Raw genomic sequence first — 25406 nt, 5'->3', positions numbered from 1 at the left:
ATTATATGGATTTTATAAAAAAATCAGTTATTGCAAAAGTAATCTCTGTTTCAATTATATCTATTATTATTTCAATGACAATACTAACTCTTTTAGTTGTTAATAATACTTTTGAAATAATGAAAAAAAACAATGAAGAAACAATATTTAAAGAGATATCTTTATTGGTTGAAAATGTAAATACTTTTAATAAAGTAGCTAAATCAGGTGCAGATACAATTGGAAACATTTTTCTAGATATGTTAGAAAACATAAATATAGATAAATCTCAAAATATTAAAATTGGTGAATTAGAAACACCTATTTTATCAGTAAATGGCAAAATAATAAATCTAGATTATGATATTGTTGATAAATTTACAGAAATGACAAAAGGTTCAGTTGCAACTATTTTTGTAAGAAAAAATAATGATTTTATTAGAGTCTCTACAAGTTTGAAAAAAGAAGATGGTGAGAGAGCTATTGGTACAAAATTAGATACAAACCATCCAGGATATCAAAAAGTTTTACAAGGTGAAACTTATTTAGGAAAAGCTCTTTTATTTGGAAAAAGTTATATGACAAAATATATTCCAATAAAAAAAGATGGTGAAATAATAGCAATAGCATTTATTGGTTCAGATATAAACAATGATTTAGAAAATCTAATCGACACTATAAATAGTAAAGTTATAGGGAAAACAGGTTATTACTATATTATAAATTCTGATGATAAAAACAAAAAATATGGAGATTTTATAGTTCATCCAAAATTAAAAAATACATCTGGACTAAAACTAACTGATGATAAAGGTTTTTTAATAATAGAAGAGATGTTACAAAAGAAAAATGGCAATTTAACTTATATGTGGGATAAGCATGAAAAATTTGTAGTATTCCAAAATTTTGAAGAGTGGAATTGGCTTTTAGTTGGAGGAGTTAACTCTGATGAAATTTTTGAAGATGCAAATAAAATTGTATTTTTAATTACTGTTTTATCTATAATTACTGTTCTTATCATATCTTTATCAATATTTATAACTATGAGAATATCGTTAAGATCTCTTAGAAAAATAAAAGATGGTTTATTCTCTTTCTTCCAATACCTAAATAGAGATTCAAATTCTGTTGAGAGAATTTCAATTAACTCTGAAGATGAATTTGGTGTTATTGCAAAACAGATAAATGAAAATATTGGAAAAATAGAAAAATCTATAGATGAAGATAGAAAATTAATAGATGAAACAATAGCCGTACTAGGAGAATTTGAACAAGGTGATTTATGCCAAAGATTGAATGTAGAAGTTTCAAATCCAGCATTAATGCAATTAAAAAATGTTTTAAATAATATGGCAAATAATCTTGAATCAAATATAGATAATGTACTTCATATTCTAGAGGAGTATGCACACTATAACTATTTGAATAAAATTTCAACAAAAAATTTAAAAGAACATTTACTAAAACTTGCAAATGGTGTAAATACTTTAGGAGATTCTATAACTGAAATGTTAGTTGAAAGTAAATCTATGGGATTACAACTTGATGATAGTTCAAATATCCTTCTTTCAAATGTTAATAAATTAAATATTAGTTCAAATGAAGCAGCTTCATCATTAGAACAAACAGCAGCTTCTTTAGAACAAATTACTTCTAATATTAGAAATAACACACAAAATGTTGGAAAAATGACTCAATTATCAAAGGAATTGACTAATTCTGCATTAGAAGGTGAAAAACTAGCAAATCAAACAACTCAAGCAATGGAAGATATAAATAATCAAGTAACATTAATAAATGAAGCAATAGGAGTTATAGATAATATAGCATTCCAAACAAATATATTAAGTTTAAATGCAGCAGTAGAAGCAGCAACTGCAGGAGAAGCAGGAAAAGGATTTGCAGTTGTAGCTCAAGAAGTAAGAAACCTAGCAAATAGAAGTGCTAAAGCTGCAAATGAAATAAAAACAATAGTTGAAAATGCAACTTCTAAAGCTAATCAAGGAAAAAATATAGCTACAACTATGATAGAAGGGTATAAAGAGTTTAATACAAATATTTCTAATTCTAATAAATTGATTTATGATATTGAGCACTCTTCAAGAGAACAACTTCTTGGTATAGAACAAATAAATAATGCTGTAAATCAACTAGATCAGCAAACACAACAAAATGCTATAATTGCTTCTCAAACACATGATGTTGCAATTTTAACTGATAATATCGCAAAAATGGTAGTAACAAAAACTAATGAAAAACAGTTTAATGGTAAAGATGAAATAAATTCAAAAACTATTAAAAAGGAGAGTTAAACCTCTCTTTTTTAAAAATTAAAGTGCAAAATTTAAAATCTTTCTTAAATCTTCTTTTGAAATATCATTTTGAAATGAAAGATTTTCAATAATCTCTTTTATATTATTTTCATTTAAATTAAATTGTTGTAGTTTAGTAGGAGTCCCTATTTTATTAAACCAATTTTCTAAGGCTTCAATTCCTCTTATTGCACTACTTTCTCCAAAAATTTCTTTTGCAAATCTTATAAATTGTACTTCATTTTCTTTATAGTACCATTTTGCCCAAGCAGGTATCACTACACTAAGCCCTGCTCCATGTGGAACATTATAAAGTGCAGAAAGTGAGTGTTCTATCAAGTGATTTGGAAAAGAATAATTAGAAATTCCTACTGTAGTTGTACCATTTAAAGCATTTGTAGCAGCCCAAGCAAAATCTCCTCTTGCTTCATAATCATCTGGATTTTTTAATAAAATCTCTGTTGTTTCAATCACTGTTTTTATGATAGATTCTACAACTCTACTCATATATGTTGGATGTTTTTTTGCTGTAAAATAGCCTTCTATACAGTGAGCTATGATATCTGTTGCTGAATAAACTAAATAGTTTTTTGAAACACTTTTTTGAAGTTCAGGATTTATAACAGAAACTTTTGGATAAATACATGGTGACCAAATAGAATCTTTTCTCTTATTTTTTTCATTTGTAATAACAGCATAACCATTCATCTCACTTCCAGTTGCAGCAAGAGTTATAATATCAAAAATTGGCAAGGCTTTTTCTATATCTTTTTTTCTTCCAAAAAAGTCCCAAACATCACCATCATATAAAGTTCCAACAGCTATTGCTTTTGAGCTATCCAATACAGAACCTCCTCCAACACTTAAAATCCCTTGAACATTTTGTTCTTTTGCAACTTTTATAGCATTATGTACTGTTGATAAAATAGGATTACTGATAACTCCACCAAACTCTACAAACTCAATATTGTTCTCTTTTAAACTATGTGTTACACTATCAAAAAGTCCATCTTTTTTTATTCTTTGGCTTCCATAAACTAATAAAACTTTTTTTATTCCATTTTGACCTATATATTTTCCAATATTTTTCTCTTTATTTTTCCCAAACTCTATTTTTGTTGGATTATAAAAACTGAAATTTTCCATAATTTACTCCTTTTTTAAAATTTTATCTACTTTATTCTTTATATAGCAAATTCAAAGAAGCTTATATAAAATATAATTTTGTATAATAAATACTTTATAAAAAGGAAAATATTATGAAATACAATTTTGATAAAATTATAGAAAGAAAAAATACAAATAGTTCAAAATGGGATACTACAAAAGATGGAGTTCTTCCTATGTGGGTTGCAGATATGGACTTTGAAGTTGCACCTAAAATTGTTGAAAATATTATAAAAAGAGCAACTCATGGAGTTTTTGGATATACAGTAATACCAAATGAATATTATGAAGCTGAAATAAGATGGTGGAAAAATAAATATAACTTTGATATAAAAAAAGAGTGGATAGAACCAACAACTGGTGTAATCCCAAGTTTAAGTGCAATAGTACAAGCATTTTGTAAAAAGGGAGATAAAGTTTTGATACAATCTCCAGTATATCATTATTTTAATATTGCGATTCAAAGAAATAATATTGAAGTTGTAACAAATAATTTAATCTATGAAAATAATACTTATAAAATAGATTTTGAAGATTTTGAAAACAAAATTAAAGATGAAAATGTAAAACTCTTTATTCTTTGCAATCCAAACAACCCTACTAGCAAAGTTTGGAGTAAAGATGATTTACAAAAGATGGGTGAACTTTGTATAAAATACAATGTCCTTGTAATAAGTGATGAAATACATAGAGACTTAGTTTTTAAAGATTTTTCTTATACTCCATATGCATCTATTTCAGAAGAATTTTTACAAAACTCTATTACTTGTACATCTGCAACAAAAACTTTTAATATTGCTGGACTTAAAGCTTCAAATATAATAGTTGCAAATCAAGATTTAAGAGTACAACTAAATCATTCTTTAGCAAAAAATGAAGTAAAAAGTCTAAATGTTTTTGGAATTGAATCAACAACGACTGCTTATCTTTATTGTGATGATTGGCTAGAAGAGCTTTTAGTTTATCTTGAAAATAATAAAGATTTTTTAATAAACTATATAAATGAATATATACCTAGCCTAAAAGTTGTAAAAGCTGAAGCTACATATCTTTTATGGATTGATATATCTAAGTTAAATATTAGTTCTATTGAGTTTACAAAGAAATTAGAAGATGTTGGAAAACTAAGAGTTATATCTGGAAAAACTTTTGGAGAAAATGGTGATAATTTTATAAGAATAAATATAGCTTGCCCAAAAGATATTTTAAAAGATGGTTTAGAAAGATTAAAACTCACTGTAAATTCGATAAAAAATACTTTTTAATAAAAATAGACTACTATAAAATTTTATAGTAGTTTATAAAATATATTTTTTAATTTATAGTTATGATAAAAGTTGTTCCATCTTCTTTATTTTTTAACTCTATTTCACCTAGTTTATCTTTTTCTAGAATACTTTTACAAATATAAAGTCCTAATCCTGAACCATTTTTCTTATTTTTTGTTGAAAAATATGGATTAAATATCTTAATAGCAACATCTTCTTCTATACCACCAGCATTATCTTCTATATAAATTTTTTGTTTTTCATCTACCTCATCAAAATATACTTTTATAAGAGGATTCTCAATATTTCTTTCTAAGAAAGCATCTTTTGCATTATTTAAAATATTAAGAAATATTTGTATTAATTCATTTTTAGGCAAGAACTTCTTTTCTAAATCTTTTTTTATAATCTTTATTTTTATATTCTGTGATAAAAAAGATTTTTCAAGTAAACTATATGCAATCATTATAATTTCATTTAGACTAATAAGTTCTTTTTTTGAATCTTTTGAAAATAAGTTTCTAAAATCTTCTATTGTTGATGACATATATTGAATATATTGATTTATTCCTTTTAAACTATCATCTAAAAACTCTTTATCTATTTTGTCTGTATTTAATTTTAATTTTATTCTAGTTAGCATACTAGTAATTATTGCTAATGGTTGTCTCCATTGATGTGCAATCATACTAATCATCTCTCCCATAATTGAAAGTTTTGATTGGTGAATAAGCATTCTTTCTTTTTCTTTTATTTCTGTAAAATCTAATATATAAATTACTTTGTACTCTTCTTCACCATAGATAATATCTTTAATTTTTATAATAACAGGAATAATCTCTCCATTTTTTTTTACCAATGATAACTCTTGAAAAAATTTTTGATTATACTTAATAAAGTTTTCTGTTGATGTTGGTATTAAAATACCTGTTACGAGCTTATCTACTAAATCATCTTGATTTTCATATCCAAGTATTTCTAATAAAGAGTTATTTATATTTTTTATAAATCCATCTTGAAGTACGATAATACCTTCTATTGTACTATTTATGATTTCATTATACACATTTATAGATTTTTCAGTTTTCATATCTCTCCATTTAAAATTATTTGTTAGATTACCATATAATTTTTTAATATCTATTTTTAATTATTTATTTTTAAATAATACTTTTCTAATACTATCTTTTATTAGAATTTCATAAACTTATCAAAACTCAAGGTAAAATAATGGTAGTAGTAGATATTGATGTGAAATTATTATTAAATGATTTATTTGAAAGCGCTGATGTATCTTTTACAAATATTGATAATATGAACCCAAGTATTTATAAAACTATTTTTAACTTAGAAAAAAGAGTAAATCAACTAGAAAATAATTATTCAAAAGATAGTTTTATTTGTAATTTAGATAACAAATCTACTTATGTATCTAAATAATAAAAATAATACTTTTTAAATACTATTTTAAATTATAATTCCAGACAATCTTAATTTAGAATATCAAAATAATCTAAAATATATAACTAAAACTTAATTTGGCTTTATAATTGAAAGATAAGATAAGATAAGAACTTTTTTAATTTTACTCATGTAGGGGAAAAAATGAAACTAAAAAATCTAAAAATCAATTATAAAATAAATATTATTAGTTTTATAACTTTAATATCATTTATTATAATTGCACTTGTTGTATATTATGGATTAAATAATATAGAAAAAACAAATAAAGAAAAATATGAAATTATAGAACTATCACAAAAAATTCATGGTAGTTTAGAACAAGGACTTCAAATATCAAATGCTTTAAGAGGAGTTATTATTAATCATGATGATATAAAAGCCAAAGAAAATTTTATACAAGCAATTAAAGACTATAACGAATTGATTATAGAATTAAAAAATAGTTCAAATATATCTTTAGGATTTGAGAAATTTGATATTGGTAAATTATACAGTTCACAAATAACTGAATTAAGCAAAATAGAAGAAAAATTAAAAAATAATGAAGTTTTAATATATAAAGATAATGTTGAAACTACAAATCAATGGAGAATCATAAAATCTAAGCTATTAAAATGGAAAGAAGCTAATCAAGAAAAAATTTTAAAACTTGAAAAGAATCTAAAAGATACAACTGATAATATCATCATTTCAATCATTGTTACTTTAGTAGTTATTTTATTCATCATCCAAATATTGATATTTTTCATAGGGAAGAACTTAATATTTAATATAAAATCTTTCCAATTAGGTCTAATAAATTTTTTCTCTTATCTAAATAAAGAAAAACTATCTGTGGAATTAATAAATATTTATTCAGAAGATGAATTTGGTGAAATGGCAAAAATTATAAATAAAAATATTGAAAAAATCAGTAATGAAATATTAAATGAACAAAAGATATTAGTTGAAATAGATAAAATGCTTGATTACATTGATAGAGGATTTTTTATGTTTCAAATAAAAACAGAATCTCAAAACCAACAAATAGAAGCTATAAAGAATAATATAAATTCTCTTTCAAAGAATTTACAAACAAAAATATCTTCAATAAGTAATGTATTATTAGACTTTGGTGAATCACACTTTGAAAGTAGAGTTCCTGAGGATTTAGTAATGGTTGGGACTTATGGAAGTTTAAAGTCTAGTACAAGATTAGTTGGAAATAATATATCTGAATTATTGGCTATGATTTTATCTACTGGAGATAAACTTAATGAGGATACAACTATATTATCAGAGTCTTCATCAAACTTATCAACAAATGCAAATGAAGCAGCAACATCATTAGAAGAAACAGCAGCAGCTTTAGAAGAGATAACATCTAATATTAGGAATAATACAGAAAATATAGCAAAAATGTCTCTATATTCTAATGAGATAACAAAATCATCTGTTCATGGAGAAAAATTAGCGAATCAAACAAATCAAGCGATGGATGAAATAAATACTCAGGTAAATTTAGTGAATGAAGCCATAAGTGTAATAGATAATATAGCATTTCAAACAAATATACTAAGCTTAAATGCAGCAGTAGAAGCAGCAAAAGCTGGAGAATCAGGTCTTGGTTTTGCAGTAGTTGCACAAGAAGTAAGAAATCTTGCAAGTAGAAGTGCAGAAGCAGCAAAACAAATAAAAGATATAGTAGAACTAGCTACACAAAAAGCAAATGAAGGTAAAGATATAGCTAATAATATGATAAAAGGTTATACTCAATTAAATTCAAATATTTCTCAAACAATCAATTTAATAGCAGATGTTGAAATGGCTAGTAAAGAACAACTAATGGGAATTGAGCAAATAAATGATGCAGTCAATCAACTTGACCGTCAAACTCAACATAATGCAATGGTTTCAAATCAAATAAATGAGTTATCAAAAGAAGTTTCTGAACTTTCATCAAAATTAGTTAAGGCTGCAAACTTAGCTAATTATTCAAAACAAACAAAAGATTATATTTGTAATGTAGATTTAGTATTTAAAACTGCAAAATTAAAAAATGACCACATAAGATTTAAAGAGAATAACTTTGCAAAGCTTGGTAAAAATGAAAGATGGACTGTAGTATCTTGTAACGATTGTAATTTAGGAAAATGGATAAAAGAATCTGAAAATAATTCAGAAAAATATACAAAAACTATAAGTTGGAGTAATTTAAAAAAATATCATGAAGATATTCATCAAGCAGTTCAAACTTTCGTAGATGAAGATATAAAAATAGATTCAAATGTAAATCTAAAAGATTTAGCAATAGATATTGAGAATTTAACTTCAAATATTTTTGATGAATTAAATATGGTTAAAAAAAATGTATGTATAGAAAATCAAAATTCCAATAAACAAGATAATATTTTTATTGAAGAAATAAAAGATATTAAATTAAAAAAAATAGATAAAAATAAAAATGAATGGGAAAGTTTTTAATTCTAATATGAATTGTAAAAATAGAGTAAAACCTAAACTATTAAGAGATATTAAAACTGAAGCACTTTTAGTATTTATAAGAACAACTTTAGAACAATATTTTGATTCAATAGATAATGGAGTATATTATTTTGAGTTATCCAATAAAGAAGATAATAAATATATATATTCTATTTTAAAGAATTTACTAGAAAATTTACAAGATACTGTTATAAATTCTAGTTATCTTAGAAGTTTAATCGAAAATGCAAGTAAAAACTCAACTTTAAGAATATTGGCAAAAAGAGAAGAACCTCTAATGGTTTATTATGATACTTTAGTAAAAAATATAGAAATTTTATTACCAAATGGAAGTTTTTGGATACCAGAACTTATTGTAATTTGTCTTTTAAGTGAATGGATAATAGAAGAAGAAAAAAGTAGTTATTTATACCCATACTTAAATAATTTTGATTATATAGCTTTAATTAGTAAATATGAAAAAGTAAGAAAGAATTTAGATATAGATAAAAAAGATGTGATTATGAATATGTTTAAAATAGCTTCAAAATTAATAGAGAAGCTAAAGAAAGCAGAATATAAAATTAATAACTCAAGAAAAAAGAAAAAAAGATAACTATCTTAATTAATATAAATCTAGTTTTTTTGTAATATATTTTATATTATTAATTTTTGATATTGAAATAGAAGGGAATATTTTGTTGGATTATATGTTACTTAATAAATATTGTAAGGAAATTACAGTTTTATTTGTTGAAGATGATGAAGATTTATCACGAGAGATGGGGTTATTGCTTAAAGATATTTTTAGTAATGTAGATATAGCAATGGATGGAATAATTGGTCTTTCAAAATATATTAAATACTTTGAAGAAAATTCAAAATATTATGATTTTATATTAACAGATATTCAAATGCCAAATATGAATGGAGTAGATTTAATAAAAAATATTTATAAAATAAATCCAAACCAAAAAGTTATAGTGTTATCAGCCCATAGTGAAAAAGAGTATTTAATGGAACTTATAAATATTGGAATTGCTAAATTTTTATTAAAACCTATTGACTATGATAATTTTTTAAATGTCTTATTTGATATTTCAAAAAATATATATGAAAAGAATCATAAAAAAGATATAAAATCTACTATTATAAAATTGTCAGATGAACTTTTTTGGAATAAAGAAGAGAAACAATTAATTCTAAAAGACAAGGTTGTAAAACTTACAAGAAAAGAGTTTTTATTTGTAGAATTGTTGATAAAATATCCAAATAAAATACACTCTAATGAAAATATAATAAATCATATATGGAATTATTATGATAGTTTTGAAACTCAAATATTAAATTTAAAAAATCTAATATCACGGCTTAGAAAAAAAGTTCCTAGGTTAGTGATTCAGAATAATTATGGGTTTGGATATAGTATAGAGATATCTGAATAATATATCAGATATTTTGTTCAAAAATATCTCTAAGTTCATAATACATTTTATTAGTTTTACAAAAATCTATAAAGAGTTGAAAATAAATATCTACTTCATCTTTATCATATCCAGCAAGACTGAGTACAACTCTTCTTTGCTCACCAATGATTTTTGGTAGTGAAGAAAAATCAAGATGAGAAGGTATTCTTTCCATACTAGATATTAAGTCATTTTCACTACTATTTATAGTTATAGTTTTTCTATACTTCACTATATTTTTAGGATAAAGTTTTTCTAAAGCTTCTATAACCATACTTTGGCTCATAGAAGGAAATCCTGGTGTAAAGAAAAATCTATCTTCTAAATAGAATCCTGCAACATTATTTACAACATTTTTAAGAAGTTTTGCACCTACTGGTAAATAAGCCATATTTATTCTATATGGATATGCTTCATCACAAAATTGTTCTATAATTCTTTGCTTTGCATCTTCGTGAAACTCCATTTTTTCATCTGTAAAAGCTTTTGCTGCTACAACTCTTGTAAAATCATCAGGAGTTGCACCAATTCCACCAAAACAAAACATAACAGAATTTTTATCAGATTTTATAAGATTAAAAATTTCTAACATAAGTTTAGGATCATCTTCAATAACAAAAGAAGCTTTATGTTCCCAACCACGATTTAAAAGTTCTTTATTTAAGAAAGGGAAATGAGCATCAGTTCTTCTCCCATTCAAAAGTTCTGTTCCAATAATTACACTATAAAAATTTATTTTTTTATTCATATTGAAACTTTTAATAATTTATATTTTTGATAGAATAAAACTATCCATTTCATTGACAATCTCTTCAATAGTTCTCTCACCATTAATTTTTTTAAGAATACCTTTTTCTTCATAGAATGCTTGTATTTGTTCTAATGGCTCAGTATAAACTCTCATTCTATTATTAAATACTTCAACATTATCATCAGCACCTCTTGCTCTTCCAAGAACTCTATCTCGTGCTACTTTTTCACTTACAACAACTTCTATACAACTTATAAGCTCAACTTCATTCTCATTCACTAAATATTTATCAAGTTCTATCATCTGTTCTAAACTTCTTGGATATCCATCAATTACTATAATATCTGTTGGAGCATTTTTTATAGCTTTTAAAATAGTCTCAATAGCAATATCTATAGGTACTATATTTCCAGCTTTTATAAAAGTATCAATTAATTCTCCTCTTTGACTTCCACTGGCAACTTCTGCTCTAAACATATCTCCTGTACTATAATGTGTAATATTTATATGTTTTTTAGATATTAATTCTGCATCTGTTGTTTTTCCACTTCCTGGTGCACCAATTATTAAAAATAGTTTTTTCATCACTTTCCTTTAAAACTTTGAGAATGATTCTATCAAAAATCAATTAAATTCCTAATCTATTATTTAAAACTTATCTATTATTAAAAGCTTTTTCTATACAATAAGCCAAAAATTTTAAGGATAAAATATGAATTTAATGCTATTTGGAGCACCAGGAGCTGGTAAAGGAACTCAAGCAAAGTTCTTAATTGAAAAATATAACATCCCTCAAATATCAACTGGAGATATACTAAGAGCTGCAATTGCAGATAAAACAGATATGGGAATGGAAGCAAAAAGATTTATGGATGAAGGGAAGTTAGTTCCTGATTCAACTATTATTGGTATTATCAAAGATAGATTAGCAGTTTCTGACTGTAAAAATGGTTTTATTCTTGATGGTTTTCCAAGAACTTTAGCTCAAGCAGAAGCTTTAGACGAGTTAATGAACAATATGAAAATCTCACTTGATAAAGTAATATCTTTAAATGTTCCAGACTCAAATATAGTTGAAAGAATCACAGGGAGAAGAACATCAAAAGTAACTGGTAAAATCTATCATATTAAATTCAATCCACCAGTAGATGAAAAAGAAGAAGATCTTGAACAAAGAGCAGATGATACAGAAGAAACTGTTACAAAAAGACTAGAAGCGTATCATACTCAAACTGCTCCTTTAATCGACTTTTACAAAGATAAAGGAATATTTATAGAACTTGATGGAACAAAAGATGTTTCAGAAGTTACAAAAGATATGATTAACGCATTAGCATAATTTTTTGGTAACTATTTATTATAAATAGTTACCTTTTATATATTAAACTCTTTTTGTAAAATTATCATCTAATTTTTTAATATTTAAAAGCATAGCAACTTTAGAAGTTCTATCATCATCTATATCTTTTATTTCAACTAGACTTTCAACCAAAGTTCCACTACCTAAAAAGTGATTTTGAATATGTTGAATGGATTTTTCTTCAACTGTACAAATAGTTTCAAGTGAACTAACCAAAAGACCAACACAATGTTCAATATTATCTTTATCATACTCCACTAATATTATATTTGAAAGTTCTTCATTTGTTATATCTTCTTTTATAAATTCTCTTATATCTAGAACTGATATTAATCTATCTTTATGTAAAACCATACCTTTAAAAGGATTTGTTTCATCCATATCAATAGAAACTTCTAAATCTTCTATACCTATAGATTCAACAACATTAAGTGAATTAATAGCAAGTAATCTTTTGCCTAAATAAAAAGTTGCTAATTCAACAGTTTTATCTTCAAACTCTCTTTTTTGAGAAGTTAAAAATTTTGTTTTTGTATTTGTAAAAGATATATCTATATCAGTTTGTCCAATTTGTATAAATACAAAAGATAAAACGTCATTTTTATAATCATCAACTGCACTTTTATATTCTCTATATCCAGTAGAGCATTTTACGCCAACAGCATAGTAATATCCACGAAATTCTATAATACTACTTAAATACTCACCATTATTTAACCTAAAAAATTTATCATCTATTTCTAAATAAGAATCTATTTTAAAATTTGTACTTGTTGTTGAAATAATTTTTTTACTCTTATCAGTAAAAAAAGCATAAACACCTTTTTGATTTAATCCATTATTATCTTTAGGTAAAATTTCATCAAGGATAGAGTAAAACTGATGTTGTGCATCAAAAATTGTAGCTATTCCTCCTATAACTTTTTTATTATCCTTTGATGAAAAAATTGCACTACAATATACATATGTTGGTTTATCATCATATAAACTACTCTTTTCGAATTTTGAAACACAATATTTTGAAGTGTCTTTTAAATTTAAAGTTTGTTCTATCCATTCATAAGATAAGTTTTTACCTATTAAAGACTCATATTTCTCATTTGATACAGCGATAACCATTCCATTTTTATCAAATATTATCAAATTTGTATATACGGTATATAAACTATTTATATATTTTAAACTTTCATTGATTTTTTTATCTTTAATACCATTTTCTAAAGCATCTTTAAAATATGGATTTAAAGACCACCATCTACAATCATTAGCTCTTTCATATAAATTTCTATCCATAATATCAATAGAAAGTTGAGATAAGAATTCACTATCTTTTAATATTGATGATATTATTGTGTGATTCAGATTATCTAAAGATGAACTTGCCTTATTTCCTGTAAGTCCTATTTCATTTAATAAAGCTCTAGAAAATGCTCTATTTGTTGAGTTAATTTTACTTTGGATGATATTTCCATTCCATATAACTCGTATAAGATTATCTTGTATTTCTTTACTATTCTCAAAAACATCTTTTAGCTCTTTTGAAAAATGCTGTTCATTTTGTATCATAGAGTTTATAACTTTTTCATCTATTGCTATATCATTATGTTCTTCACTTAAAAAAGAATATTCAAGTGGAATCATAATATGTCCATACCACTTAGGACCATAAAAGCCTTGATAACCACTTGTTTTAGAACTCTTTGCTATATAGTCTCGTCCTGAAAATGATACAATTTTGTATTTTTCCTCTAAAATTATTGGTAATTTTGTACCTAAATCTATATGTTCTCTATGACTACTTGCTAATACATAACCATTTTCATCAATGATTGTTAAGCACTCTTTATTTCTTTGATTTATAAGATTATTAAAAATAACTCGCATTTCATCTTTAAACTTAAAACAAAGAGATAGAACTCCTAAATTCTCATTATTATTTGTAATTTTATATGAATAAACTAATGATTTTGGATATTTTGGTATAAAATCATGAAATTGATAAGTTTCAACATAATCTTCATTTGTATTTAAAACTTTTTGAATAAATGATATATCTACTCTTTCAACATTTATATTTTCATTCACTCTAGCAGCTATTTTACCGTGAATATCAAATAAAACAATATCAAAATAAACTGAATATTTAGAGATATATTCTTCAAATCTTTTTTTAATATCTTGCTTTAAAAGCATACTATTATCATCATATTTTGATATAAATTTTTCTAAGAAACCTCTTATTTCATCATCTGTTGCTAAAAACCCAATATCAGCTCGTCTTTCAAAAAGATTTCGAACTAAAATATCAATAGCAACTTGTGATTTAAAATTTATCTCTTGAGTAACTTTTTTTATTTGTTGAATAGCTAAGTGATTTAATAGTGTTGAAGTAAGATTTAGAAAATTCTCTTTTGTTTTTCCTATATCTATGTTAATATCGCCAAGTTGTCCTAGAAGTGATAAAATATCCCAAGATGAGTTTAAAGCAGTTAATTCATCTTTATATTTATCTACATCTTCAATATATTTTATAATCGGATATAACTCATTTTTTATATTTATACCCTTATAATTTATTGTTTCCTCTTTCATAACAATCTCCTATTAGGGCTACTTTGAGTTGTGTTGAACTTTTATGTTCAAAAAAGTTCATTAAAAAATAACTTTTTATTCTCCTATTTTGTGTATGATTAAAAAAATCTGGACATTTTATCGAAAAAAAACTTTGATATAAACATTTATTTTAATATTTTATGATAATAAATATAAAAGAATTTATTTTAAACTTGATGTATTAAAATCTGAGGTTGTATTGAGAGCTATATTAGCTCTCAACACTTTTTCTAACTCTTATATGTAACTCTTTTAGTTGAGTTTCATCTACACTTGAAGGTGCTTGAGTTAATAAACATTGAGCTTTTTGAGTTTTTGGAAATGCAATAACATCTCTTATAGAATCAGTTCCTGCTAAAAGCATTATCATTCTATCAAGTCCTAATGCAAATCCACCATGAGATGGTGCTCCATATTGAAGTGCATCAAGCAAGAAACCAAATTTTTCTTTTGCTTCAACTTCATCTATTCCCATAAGTTCAAATACTTTCGATTGAATCTCTTCTTTATGTATTCTTATACTTCCACCACCTAATTCTGTTCCATTTAAAACAATATCATAAGCTATTGATTCAATCTCTTCTAAATCATCTTTATTTAAATCTTTTGGCATAGTAAATGGATGATGAAGAGCTTTTGTTCTTCCATCTTCAACTTCAAACATAGGAAAATCAACAACCCATAAGAACTCATATTTATCAGCTGGAACTATATTCATTTCATTTGCAAGGAAAAGTCTAAATCTTCCCATATAATCCCAAACTGTTTTTTTATCCCCTGCTCCAAAAAATACTACATCACCAACTTCAAGGTTCGTAACTTTTACTATATCTTCTAAATCTTCATCACTAAAGAATTTTGTAAGTGGTCCTTTAAGACCATCTTCTTTCATTTGAAAGTATCCAAGACCTTTTGCACCAAATTTTCTTACATAATCTTCAAAACCTTTCATCTGTCTTTTTGAAAAAATATTATCTCCATTTGGACATCTTAAAGCTTTTATTCTATTTGATTTTTTATCTTTTGCAATTTCACTAAATATCTCATTTGAAGATTTTGAAAAAATATCTATAACATCAATTAAAGGCATATCAAATCTCAAATCAGGTTTATCACTTCCATAGTTTTCCATAGCTTCAGAATATTTCATTCTTCTAAAAGTTTTTGGTATATCTTTTCCGCACTTTGTAAATACATCATAGATTAGTTTTTCAGCAACACCAATAACATCTTCTTGAGTACAAAAACTCATCTCAACATCTATTTGAGTAAATTCAGGTTGTCTATCTGCTCTTAAATCTTCATCTCTAAAACATTTTGCTATTTGGAAATATCTATCAAAACCTGCAACCATTAAAAGTTGTTTGAATAGTTGTGGAGATTGAGGAAGTGCATAAAATTCCCCAGCATGAACTCTTGAAGGAACTAAATAATCTCTTGCACCTTCTGGTGTAGATTTTGTTAGAATTGGAGTTTCAACATCTAAAAATCCTAACTCATCAAGAGTATTTCTTGCTTGAATAGTTGCTTTACTTCTTAATTGGAAAATATCAAATGATTTTTTACTTCTTAATTCTAAAAATCTGTTTCTTAATTTTATTTCATCATTTACTTTCTCATCATTAATATCAAAAGGCATAGCTTTACTTTTATTTTCAATGATTAAATTTTCTAAAATAATCTCAATTTTACCTGTATCTAAATTTGGGTTTTCTAACCCTTCTCCTCTTGCTCTTACAGTTCCAGTTGCTATTAAAACATACTCATCTCTTACTGTTTCTGCTATAACTAAAGCATCTTTACAATCTTGTGGATCAGCAACAAGTTGAACTAAACCACTTTTGTCCCTTAAATCTATAAAAATAATCCCACCGTGGTCACGTCTACTATTAACCCATCCAGCTACTGTTACTTTTTCCCCTATTAAATTTTCTCTTACACTAGTACAATAATGTGTTCTCAATTTAAACTCCATTTTTTCTAAATAATTGGCGATTTTATCTAAATCTTACTTAATCTCAACAAATCCATACTCTGTACTTTTAAATAGCCTTGGAGTATAAACTGCTTGATTTTCTACAATTTTTGTTGGTATATATCTATTATTTCCATTTATTAAATAGTTTATTCCTACTAAAGTTGAATAATCAACCCATTCGTAAATTATATTACCACCATAAGATAAAATCTCATCTTTTAAATTATTGTCTATATTTTCAATTGAATTTGCTAAAACTAATCTCTCTCTATCTTTATCTTGAGTCAAAGTCATTAAAACAGGATCATAGTTTATTTGTGTTGAGAATATAATTTTTGGGTAAATATCATTTGCTCTTAATTGAGATAAAATTAATGAACTTTTTACTATATCAGTATTTAAGAATAGAGAACTATTTCTTAATCTTGAATCTACAACAATACTTCTAAAATTCGTTTCATTCTTTTTTATCTCTTTTCTAACAATAGTTCCTTGAACAACTGATTCATAACTATTTTTTAATTTATTCCCTAAATATGTATCTTGATAAAAAAGTACATTTACACCATCAGAGTAATAACTTAATTTTTTAAGTTGTTCTTCATAAGATATTGAACCAAAAATTAAATTATCATTAATCTCCAATGACTCTTTTTTCTCTATCAAAGGAAGATACACTAATATATCATCTAAAGCAACTTTATTTATATTATTTATAGCATTTGGTGTATATAAAGCTATTACTTTTGTAATACCCTCTTCTTTTACTTTATCAAATGCTTTAGTTATACTGTCTAAACTTTCATTTGAACTATCAATAACAACTAAATTATAATTAGCTTTTATATAAGAAAGATAACCTGAAACCGTATTTATAGAATTTTTAGCATACTTTGATACTAATGAAGATGGATAAACAAAAGCTATTTTTATTTTAGCTTTTGTTCCATCAATATCACTCATTACAATACTATCACCATCTTGAATAATATCATTTTGTGATCCACTATTATTGATAATTTCTTCTTGAATTATACTATCGTTTGAAATAAACTCTTCAACAACTGTTGCTTTATCCTCATCAACTTGTTTCACTGGAACATTTTGATTTGGCATTTTTAGTTGAACAACTTGTTTTTGTAAACAACCTGTAAATAAAACAGCCATGAAAATTAAAGTTACTAAATGCTTCAATTTAAAACTCCTCATATAGATTTTTGATTTTTAACATATCAAGATAAGTATCTTTTTTTAAAGATGGATTTTTTAGTAAATATATTGGAGAGAATATAGGTATTAAGATACTTGAATTAAAGTTTAAAGTTTTACCTCTATTTTTTGAAAACTCTTCACTATTTTTCATCAAATAACTATATACTTTCTCTCCAACAGCAATAATAAGCTTAGGTTTTATAATTTCTATTTGTTTTAATAAATAGCAATTACAACTTTCAAAGTTTTGAAAATTCGCTTCTTTTGCACCTCTACATTTAACTAAATTTGTTATATAAACGTCCTCTTTCTTTATATTTAAAACATTTTCAATCATTTTTGAAAGTAGCTCTCCACTATTACCTGAATAAAAAAATCCTGTTTCATCTTCACTTTTTGTAGGTTCATCACAAATAAACATAATTTTACTTTGTTCTTTACCATATCCAAAAAGTGTGTTTTTCCTACCTTTTGATAATTCACACAAATGACAATTATCAACAGAATTTTTTAATTCTTTTAAACTACTTGGTAAATTAAAATCACAACTACTATATAAATTGATATTTAGGTTGCTATGATAGTCAAATCCAAAAAGTTTTTGATAGTATAAATATTTTAAAATTTGATTCTTAACTTGCTTTGTCATACGAGATTTTACAAAAAATATACTTTAGTATTGATTTGTATTGAAGAAGATTTAAATAAGGTAAAAACCTTATTTAAACTATTTTTTTCTATGTACTATTCTACCTTTATCCAATGAATAAGGTGTTATTTCCACAGTAACTACATCATTTGGTAATATTTTGATGTAGTGCATTCTCATTTTACCTGAGATATGACACAAAACTACATGACCATTATCCAATTGAACTCTAAACATAGCATTAGGTAAAGCTTCTATAACTTTACCATCAATAACTATTACATCATCTTTCGCCACTTTCTCCCCTTAATCTTCCCGATTACTTAAAATAATTGCTCTACCATTAACAACAGCAACTGTGTGCTCATAATGGCTACCTCTTAATCCATCAGCTGAAACTACATCCCAACCATTTTCTAAAATAACTGGATTTCTATCCTTTTGACAAATCATTGGTTCTATACAAAATACCATTCCATTTTTTATTTTTGGACCAGATTTTGTATCTCCATACTCCAAGTAATTTGGAATTTCTGGATCTTCATGTGGTTTTCTTCCTATACCATGCCCACAAAATCTAACTAAAGGTTGATAACCTCTAGCTACAATAAAATCTTCAATTTTTTTAGATAACTCTTTAAATCTCATTCCTTCTTTTATTATGTCAATTGCATAATATAAAGAATCTTTAGAACAAGCTATTAAATCTTCATCTTTTTTTGAAATCTTACCTATTGGCATTGTAATAGCACTATCTCCATACCAACCATCAATCTCTGTTCCAATATCAAGTCCTAAGATATCGCCTTCTTTCAAAACAACATCACTAGGAATACCATGAATTATAACTTCATTCAAAGATGTACAAATAGCATTAGGAAATCCATATAAGCCTTTAAATGCAGGTCTTGCACCTAAATCTCTTATAAACTTTTCTCCCATTGCATCTACTTCTTTTAAAGTCATTCCTGCTTTAACATTTTCTTCAAGATATTTTAAAGTTTTAGCAACTGCTTGATTTGCAACATAGAGTTTTTCAATTTCGTGTGGTTTTCTAAGAGCGATTGACATTTTATAGTCCAACCGCACTTAAAGTTTGATATTTACTTGAGTATTGTTGAGCTTCAATTTTTCTCATTGTATCAATAGCAACTTGAACAACGATTAACACTGCAACACCACCAAAATAGAAAGGTACACCCATAGCTTTTACAATTAACCATGGTAAAGTAGATATTAGTCCCATATAAATAGCTCCCCAGAAAGTTAATCTTCCTGCAACTGTATTTAAAAATTCAGCTGTACTTTCTCCTGGTCTAACTCCAGGAATAAAACCACCTTGTCTTTTTAAGTTTTCAGATATATCTTTTGCATTGAATGTAATTGATGCATAAAAAAATGCAAAGAAAACTACAAATAAAAACATAAATAGATTAAAAGTATATGAACTTGGATTTAAATAATCAGCAATCATAACTAGATACTTATTTTGACTACCTTGTAATACTGTTGCAGGGAACATCAAAATAGCACTAGCAAAAATTGCTGGAATTACTCCTGAAAGATTCACTTTTATAGGAATATAATTCATAACTCTTCTTTTTTGATTTTGCATCATCACTTTTCTTGAGTATGATACAGGAACTCTTCTCTCACCTAATTCAACATAAATAATAGCACCAACAGTTGCTATAATAACAATTAAAATTCCAATAACTGTTAAGAAATGCATTTGACCATTATTTACCAATTCTACAGTTCCACCAATAGCACTTGGAATTGCTGATACGATACCTGCAAAGATAATTAATGAGATACCATTTCCAATACCTTTTTGTGTAATTTGTTCTCCAATCCACATTAAAAGCATTGTTCCAGTTAGCATTGAAATTGCTGATACTGCTATAAATGTATTCATATCTATAGAGATAGCACCTTGTCCACTTTGTCCTGTTAGAGAGTTAAGTCCAATAGAAACACCAATAGATTGAATTAGAGTAATTACAATAGTTGTATATCTGATGATTTGCATATATTTTTGCATACCATCTCTCTCTTTTTTCATTTTACCTAAAGCTGGGAAAGTTGCTGCAAGAAGTTCCATAATAATAGAAGCAGTAATGTAAGGCATAATTCCTAGTGAGATAATACTTAGTCTTTCAACTGCATTTCCACTAAACATATTAACTAACCCTAAAGCATTATTTGCATTTGAGTCAAAAAATTCTTTAACTACATCTATATTAACTCCAGGTACTGGCACGTATGCCAATAGCCTGTAAAGAAGAATAAAGCCTAAAGTAATAAGAATCTTATTTATTAGATCTTTACTCATAATTATTTTCCAGTAGTTGTAACGTTTTCGTCTTTAATCTTAGCACTTAAATTTTTAGCAGTTGATCCAATTAGTTTAACTTTTTCAACTGATTTAGATAATTTATACACAGATTTAATAGAATCTAATGTAATTTCATCAAGGTTTGCAACTGCTGTAACTTTATCAACATTAATTGAATAAGGTTTTACAACTCTAGAGATAAATCCAACTTTAGGAAGTCTTCTAGATAGTGGTTGTTGACCACCTTCAAAACCTCTTTTTACATTGTATCCAGATCTAGCTTTTTGACCTTTGTTACCTTTTCCAGCAGTTTTACCGTTACCGCTACCTTGACCTCTACCTTTTCTCTTAGTATCTTTTGTACTACCACAAGCTGGTTGTAAATTTTCTAATATCATATACTATCCTTTAATTCTTGCAAGAGCTTCAACAGTAGCTTGTACAAGGTTATTTGGATTATTTGAACCTAAAGATTTTGCAATAATATCTTTTAATCCAGCAAGCTCAAGAACAGGTCTTGCAGCTCCTCCAGCAATTAACCCAGTACCTTCTGATGCTGGTCTTAATAATATTTTACTTGCATTATATTTATGTTCAATATCATGTGCAATCGTTGTTCCTTTAATAGAAACTGTTACTAAGCTTTTAAAAGCATCATCTAATGCTTTTTTGATAGCATCTGGAACTTCTTTTGCTTTACCAGTTCCAAATCCTACAGTACCATTTTTATCACCAACAACAACTAAAGCTGTAAATCTGAATCTTCTTCCACCTTTTACAACTTTTGTTACTCTTCCAATTTTAACGATTGCTTCTTGAAAATCTTCTCTATTTACTGCCATCATTAATCCTTATAATTTAATACCATTTTCTCTTAATGCGTCAGCAAATGCTGCAACAACACCATGATAAAGATATCCGTTTCTATCATAAATAACTGTTTCAATACCAGCAGCTTTTAATTTAGAAGCAAACTCAGCTGCAACTTTTGCAGCATTCTCTTTATTACCATTTAAACCCATAGCTTGAGAGCTAACCGCTGCTAAAGTTCTACCTTCAACATCATTGATAGCTTGTGCACTAATGTATTTGTTAGATTTAAAAATTGATACTCTAGGTTTATCAGCAGTACCAAAAATATTAGCTCTAACTCTCTTTTTTCTTTTGATTCTTAAAGCAACTTTTTTTGCTAAATCTTTTTCTCTACTCATAGTTACACCTTACTTCTTAGCAGTTTTTCCGGCTTTTCTAATGATTTTCTCATCAGAATATTTAACCCCTTTACCTTTGTAAGGTTCTGGTTTTCTAAAGCCTCTAATAATTGCAGCAGCTTGACCAACTTGTTGTTTATCTGCACCTTTAACAGTAATTATATTTTTCTCAACAGAGATTTCTAAACCTTTTTGGATCTCAAAATTAATTGGATGAGAATATCCTAAAATTAGTTCTAAAACATTACCTTTTACAGCAGCTTTATAACCAACTCCATTAATCTCTAAAGTTTTTGTGAAACCTTCATGTAATCCATTAATTGCATTTGCAGTTAATGCTCTATAAGTTCCCCAGAATGCTGCTGATTCTTTTGTTTCACCAATTTTAGATAAAACAACTTGACCATTAGCTACTTCTACACTAACTCTTCCATGAGTTTCAACTGTTGAAACACTGTTTCCTTTTTTTACATTAATTACTGTACCATCTACAGTAACTTCAATTCCTGAAGGAATAGCGATAGGTTTTTTACCAATTCTTGACATTACACTCTCCTACCAAACAGTACAAAGTACTTCTCCACCAACATTAGCAGCATACGCTTCATCATTAGCGATGATACCTTTGTTAGTTGAAAGAATAATAGTACCGTACCCATTTTTAAAGTTTTTAATTTCAGAAGCTGGTTTATAAACTCTTCTTCCTGGTTTAGAAACTCTTACAATTTCATTAATTACTGATTTTTCATTTTCATCATATTTTAATTCAACTTGAATTGTTTTTTTATTATTTGTTCCATCGATAACTTTGAATCCAGTAATATACTCTTTTTGTAAAAGTACATTCATCACACCAACAACTGTATTTGAGTGTAATAATGTTGCAACTTCTAATCTTCTCATTGCAGCATTTCTAATTCTAGTCAAAGCATCTGCGATTAAATCATTCATCATAGCTTTTTTCTCCTACCAACTAGCTTTTCTAACACCTGGTAATAAACCTTCGTTAGCCATTTTTCTTAAACAAACTCTACATAAACCAAAATCTCTGTAAACAGAGTGTGGTCTTCCACAAACAGAACATCTAGTATATGCTCTTACAGCAAATTTTGGAGTTCTTTGTTGTTTAGCGATCATAGATTTTTTTGCCATTACGCTCTTCCTTTTGTAAATGGAATTCCAATTAATTCAAGTAATCTAAAAGATTCAGCATCACTTGTTGCACTTGTAGCAATTGAAATATTCATCCCGTGTGTTTTAATGATGTTATCATAAACTACTTCTGGGAACATTAATTGCTCATCAAGTCCAAAGTTAAAGTTTCCTCTACCATCAAAACCATTTTTATTTAAACCTCTAAAGTCTTTAACTCTTGGTAATGCAACATTGCATAGTTTGTCTAAGAAATGATACATATTTTCACCTCTTAAAGTAACTTTAACACCAACAGGCATTCCTTCTCTTACTTTAAATCCTGCAACAGATTTTTTAGCAATAACTTTAACTGCTTTTTGTCCAGCAATTAGAGAAATTGTATCTTGAATATTTTGAATTAACTTAGTATCTTTCATAGCTTCACCAGCACCAACAGAGATTACAACTTTTTCAACTTTAGCTGTTAAAGTTTTGTTTTTTGGAAACTCTGTTTCAAGTACAGGCTTGATTTCAGCTTTATATCTTTCTAATAATCTTGATGCCATATTATTCACCTTCTACTTTTGCCACATTTGAAATATCAATTGGCATCTCTTTGTTTACAAATCCACCATCTGGATTTCTTTCTTGATCAGGTTTAACAGTTTTTTTAGCAACTTTGCAATCTTTAACGATTACTTTGTTAGCTTTAGGTAATACTTTTAAAACTTCTCCAGTTTTACCTTTATCATCACCAGCGATGATTTTTACTGTATCACCTTTTTTTATTTTTAATTTAATAGCCATTATAATACCTCCGGTGCAAGTGAAACGATTTTCATAAAACCTGAATATCTAACTTCTCTGGCAACTGGTCCAAAAATTCTAGTTCCAACAGGCTCTCTTTTTGCATCAAGAATAACTGCTGCATTGTCATCAAATCTGATTAATGAACCATTTTCTCTTTGAACCTCTTTATGAGTTCTAACAATAACAGCTTTTACAACTTGACCTTTTTTAATTTTACCAGTTGGTAAAGCTTTTTTAACAGAAGCAACAATAACATCACCAACAGTTGCATATCTTCTTTTAGAACCACCTAAAACTTTGATACACATAATCTCTTTAGCACCTGTATTATCAGCTACATTTAATCTTGTAAAACTTTGAATCATTATTTAACTCCTGTAGCAACGATTGTCTTTAATCTAAAAGATTTAGTCTTTGACAATGGTCTACACTCAACTGCAATAACACTATCACCAACATTTAATTCATTTTTTTCATCATGAACTAAATATTTTTTAAATCTTTTTACAGTTTTGTGATATTTTGGGTGTAAAACTGATCTTGTAACTAAAACAGAAGCTGTTTTATCACCTGATCTTTTTACTACTACACCTTGAATCTCTCTTTTATGTGTCATACTAGATCCTTAGTTAGCTTTTGATGCAGTAATAGCTGTTTGAATTCTAGCAATATCTTTTTTTGCTACTCTTAATTCAGATGTGTTAGTTAACTGCATAGTTTTTAGCTTAGCTTTTAATTCAAAAAGAAGCACCTTTTTCTCTTTTAATAACGCTTGTAATTCACTCAAGCTTTTATCTTTAATATCAGTATAGTTCATTTTCGCTATCTCTTGTTACAAATTTAGTTTTAAATGGTAATTTATGCATAGCTAAAGCTAAAGCTTCTCTTGCTAACGCTTCATCAACACCAGCCATCTCAAAACAAATTCTTCCTGGCTTAATGTTCATAACCCATTTATCTACAGAACCTTTACCTTTACCCATTCTTGTTTCTAATGGTTTAGCAGTAAGTGGTTTGTCAGGGAATACCATAATCCATACTTTCGCTTGTCTTTTTACTTTTCTAGTCATTGCAACCCTAGAAGCTTCGATTTGTCTAGAATCTACTCTTCCATGTTCAACAGCTTTAATTCCGAAATCTCCATAAGCCAAAGAGTTACCTCTATGAGCTTGACCTCTATTTCGGCCTTTCATCATTTTTCTAAATTTTGTTCTTTTAGGCATTAACATAA

The 25406-nt window shown here is 26.7% G+C and carries 30 protein-coding genes; 7 read left to right on the top strand and 23 right to left on the bottom strand.

Annotated elements, in window-relative coordinates; genetic code table 11:
* The first annotated feature begins 5 nt into the window (after positions 1–5).
* A complete protein-coding gene (locus ALANTH_RS03915; RefSeq protein WP_026807553.1) occupies positions 6–2291 on the top strand; it encodes a methyl-accepting chemotaxis protein in 2286 nt (761 codons plus the stop codon).
* 18 nt (positions 2292–2309) lie between these two features.
* On the opposite strand, the gene ALANTH_RS03910 is transcribed toward ALANTH_RS03915, so the two are convergent.
* Complete coding sequence (locus tag ALANTH_RS03910) at positions 2310–3437, bottom strand: iron-containing alcohol dehydrogenase (protein ID WP_026807552.1); 1128 nt, start codon at positions 3435–3437, stop codon at positions 2310–2312.
* A 113-nt stretch (positions 3438–3550) separates the two neighbouring features.
* Here ALANTH_RS03910 and ALANTH_RS03905 point away from each other — a divergent pair, with 113 nt between their 5' ends.
* Positions 3551–4723 carry a MalY/PatB family protein gene (locus ALANTH_RS03905; protein ID WP_026807551.1) on the top strand — a complete coding sequence of 391 codons (1173 nt, stop codon included), beginning with the start codon at positions 3551–3553 and terminating at the stop codon, positions 4721–4723.
* Positions 4724–4772: 49 nt separating this feature from the next.
* On the opposite strand, the gene ALANTH_RS03900 is transcribed toward ALANTH_RS03905, so the two are convergent.
* Positions 4773–5816, bottom strand: a complete 1044-nt coding sequence (locus ALANTH_RS03900; protein WP_051583585.1) for a PAS domain-containing sensor histidine kinase — start codon at positions 5814–5816, stop codon at positions 4773–4775.
* A gap of 140 nt (positions 5817–5956) precedes the next feature.
* Here ALANTH_RS03900 and ALANTH_RS03895 point away from each other — a divergent pair, with 140 nt between their 5' ends.
* The 4 genes from ALANTH_RS03895 to ALANTH_RS03880 all read left to right on the top strand — a co-directional run bounded on the left by ALANTH_RS03895 (position 5957) and on the right by ALANTH_RS03880 (position 10098).
* Positions 5957–6166 carry a hypothetical protein gene (locus ALANTH_RS03895; RefSeq protein ID WP_026807550.1) on the top strand — a complete coding sequence of 70 codons (210 nt, stop codon included), beginning with the start codon at positions 5957–5959 and terminating at the stop codon, positions 6164–6166.
* Between the two features lie 165 nt (positions 6167–6331).
* Positions 6332–8653 carry a methyl-accepting chemotaxis protein gene (locus tag ALANTH_RS03890; RefSeq protein ID WP_051583584.1) on the top strand — a complete coding sequence of 774 codons (2322 nt, stop codon included), beginning with the start codon at positions 6332–6334 and terminating at the stop codon, positions 8651–8653.
* Complete coding sequence (locus tag ALANTH_RS03885) at positions 8634–9269, top strand: hypothetical protein (RefSeq protein WP_026807549.1); 636 nt, start codon at positions 8634–8636, stop codon at positions 9267–9269. Before ALANTH_RS03890 ends, ALANTH_RS03885 begins: the two co-directional genes overlap by 20 nt.
* 94 nt (positions 9270–9363) lie before the next feature.
* Positions 9364–10098 (top strand): response regulator transcription factor, encoded by a 735-nt coding sequence (locus ALANTH_RS03880; protein WP_172658490.1) that lies wholly within the window; start codon positions 9364–9366, stop codon positions 10096–10098.
* 4 nt (positions 10099–10102) lie between these two features.
* Here the strand turns inward: ALANTH_RS03880 and ALANTH_RS03875 are convergent, their stop codons facing one another.
* Both ALANTH_RS03875 and ALANTH_RS03870 read right to left on the bottom strand, forming a co-directional pair.
* Entirely contained in the window at positions 10103–10867 is a 765-nt protein-coding gene (locus ALANTH_RS03875; protein WP_029888294.1) for a competence/damage-inducible protein A, read from the bottom strand.
* Positions 10868–10885: 18 nt separating this feature from the next.
* Positions 10886–11455 carry an adenylate kinase gene (locus ALANTH_RS03870; protein ID WP_026807547.1) on the bottom strand — a complete coding sequence of 190 codons (570 nt, stop codon included), beginning with the start codon at positions 11453–11455 and terminating at the stop codon, positions 10886–10888.
* Between the two features lie 127 nt (positions 11456–11582).
* On the opposite strand from ALANTH_RS03870, the gene ALANTH_RS03865 reads away from it, so the two are divergent.
* The gene (locus ALANTH_RS03865) at positions 11583–12209 is read left to right on the top strand and encodes an adenylate kinase (protein WP_026807546.1); all 627 of its coding nucleotides are present in this window, start codon (positions 11583–11585) and stop codon (positions 12207–12209) included.
* 42 nt (positions 12210–12251) lie between these two features.
* Here ALANTH_RS03865 and ALANTH_RS03860 read toward each other — a convergent pair whose 3' ends face one another.
* The 19 genes from ALANTH_RS03860 to rplP all read right to left on the bottom strand — a co-directional run bounded on the left by ALANTH_RS03860 (position 12252) and on the right by rplP (position 25404).
* Positions 12252–14822 carry a chemotaxis protein CheW gene (locus ALANTH_RS03860; RefSeq protein ID WP_026807545.1) on the bottom strand — a complete coding sequence of 857 codons (2571 nt, stop codon included), beginning with the start codon at positions 14820–14822 and terminating at the stop codon, positions 12252–12254.
* Between the two features lie 232 nt (positions 14823–15054).
* Positions 15055–16806 (bottom strand): aspartate--tRNA ligase, encoded by a 1752-nt coding sequence (aspS, locus tag ALANTH_RS03855; protein WP_026807544.1) that lies wholly within the window; start codon positions 16804–16806, stop codon positions 15055–15057.
* 45 nt (positions 16807–16851) lie between these two features.
* On the bottom strand, positions 16852–18015 hold the full coding sequence (locus tag ALANTH_RS03850) for a hypothetical protein (protein ID WP_026807543.1): 1164 nt from the start codon (positions 18013–18015) through the stop codon (positions 16852–16854).
* A 1-nt stretch (position 18016) separates the two neighbouring features.
* On the bottom strand, positions 18017–18682 hold the full coding sequence (locus ALANTH_RS03845; RefSeq protein ID WP_026803536.1) for a uracil-DNA glycosylase: 666 nt from the start codon (positions 18680–18682) through the stop codon (positions 18017–18019).
* 78 nt (positions 18683–18760) lie between these two features.
* On the bottom strand, positions 18761–18979 hold the full coding sequence (gene infA / locus ALANTH_RS03840; protein ID WP_026803535.1) for a translation initiation factor IF-1: 219 nt from the start codon (positions 18977–18979) through the stop codon (positions 18761–18763).
* 9 nt (positions 18980–18988) lie between these two features.
* Positions 18989–19753: a type I methionyl aminopeptidase gene (map, locus tag ALANTH_RS03835; protein ID WP_026803534.1), complete on the bottom strand. Its 765-nt coding sequence runs from the start codon at positions 19751–19753 to the stop codon at positions 18989–18991.
* 1 nt (position 19754) lies between these two features.
* Positions 19755–21017 carry a preprotein translocase subunit SecY gene (secY, locus tag ALANTH_RS03830; RefSeq protein WP_026803533.1) on the bottom strand — a complete coding sequence of 421 codons (1263 nt, stop codon included), beginning with the start codon at positions 21015–21017 and terminating at the stop codon, positions 19755–19757.
* A gap of 2 nt (positions 21018–21019) precedes the next feature.
* On the bottom strand, positions 21020–21418 hold the full coding sequence (rplO, locus tag ALANTH_RS03825) for a 50S ribosomal protein L15 (RefSeq protein WP_026803532.1): 399 nt from the start codon (positions 21416–21418) through the stop codon (positions 21020–21022).
* A gap of 3 nt (positions 21419–21421) precedes the next feature.
* Positions 21422–21862 carry a 30S ribosomal protein S5 gene (gene rpsE, locus ALANTH_RS03820; protein WP_081757166.1) on the bottom strand — a complete coding sequence of 147 codons (441 nt, stop codon included), beginning with the start codon at positions 21860–21862 and terminating at the stop codon, positions 21422–21424.
* Between the two features lie 9 nt (positions 21863–21871).
* Positions 21872–22231 carry a 50S ribosomal protein L18 gene (gene rplR, locus ALANTH_RS03815; RefSeq protein WP_026803530.1) on the bottom strand — a complete coding sequence of 120 codons (360 nt, stop codon included), beginning with the start codon at positions 22229–22231 and terminating at the stop codon, positions 21872–21874.
* Between the two features lie 9 nt (positions 22232–22240).
* The gene (gene rplF, locus ALANTH_RS03810) at positions 22241–22777 is read right to left on the bottom strand and encodes a 50S ribosomal protein L6 (protein ID WP_026803529.1); all 537 of its coding nucleotides are present in this window, start codon (positions 22775–22777) and stop codon (positions 22241–22243) included.
* Positions 22778–22786: 9 nt separating this feature from the next.
* Complete coding sequence (gene rpsH / locus ALANTH_RS03805; protein ID WP_026803528.1) at positions 22787–23185, bottom strand: 30S ribosomal protein S8; 399 nt, start codon at positions 23183–23185, stop codon at positions 22787–22789.
* 12 nt (positions 23186–23197) lie between these two features.
* Entirely contained in the window at positions 23198–23383 is a 186-nt protein-coding gene (locus ALANTH_RS03800; protein ID WP_004510833.1) for a type Z 30S ribosomal protein S14, read from the bottom strand.
* Positions 23383–23931 (bottom strand): 50S ribosomal protein L5, encoded by a 549-nt coding sequence (rplE, locus tag ALANTH_RS03795; protein WP_026803527.1) that lies wholly within the window; start codon positions 23929–23931, stop codon positions 23383–23385. Before rplE ends, ALANTH_RS03800 begins: the two co-directional genes overlap by 1 nt.
* A gap of 1 nt (position 23932) precedes the next feature.
* Positions 23933–24172, bottom strand: coding sequence for a 50S ribosomal protein L24 (gene rplX / locus ALANTH_RS03790; protein WP_026803526.1), 240 nt, complete (start codon positions 24170–24172; stop codon positions 23933–23935).
* Complete coding sequence (gene rplN, locus ALANTH_RS03785; RefSeq protein WP_024776088.1) at positions 24172–24540, bottom strand: 50S ribosomal protein L14; 369 nt, start codon at positions 24538–24540, stop codon at positions 24172–24174. The genes rplX and rplN overlap by 1 nt, the downstream gene beginning before the upstream one ends.
* A complete protein-coding gene (rpsQ, locus tag ALANTH_RS03780) occupies positions 24540–24791 on the bottom strand; it encodes a 30S ribosomal protein S17 (RefSeq protein WP_026803525.1) in 252 nt (83 codons plus the stop codon). The genes rplN and rpsQ overlap by 1 nt, the downstream gene beginning before the upstream one ends.
* 9 nt (positions 24792–24800) lie before the next feature.
* Entirely contained in the window at positions 24801–24992 is a 192-nt protein-coding gene (gene rpmC / locus ALANTH_RS03775) for a 50S ribosomal protein L29 (RefSeq protein WP_026803524.1), read from the bottom strand.
* Positions 24979–25404: a 50S ribosomal protein L16 gene (gene rplP / locus ALANTH_RS03770; protein ID WP_026803523.1), complete on the bottom strand. Its 426-nt coding sequence runs from the start codon at positions 25402–25404 to the stop codon at positions 24979–24981. The genes rpmC and rplP overlap by 14 nt, the downstream gene beginning before the upstream one ends.
* Positions 25405–25406 lie beyond the last annotated feature (2 nt).

It is taken from the genome of Aliarcobacter lanthieri, assembly GCF_013201625.1.
Taxonomy (GTDB): domain Bacteria; phylum Campylobacterota; class Campylobacteria; order Campylobacterales; family Arcobacteraceae; genus Aliarcobacter; species Aliarcobacter lanthieri.
Note: the sequence above shows the minus strand (reverse complement) of the source record. Positions and strands in the feature narration are given on the sequence as shown.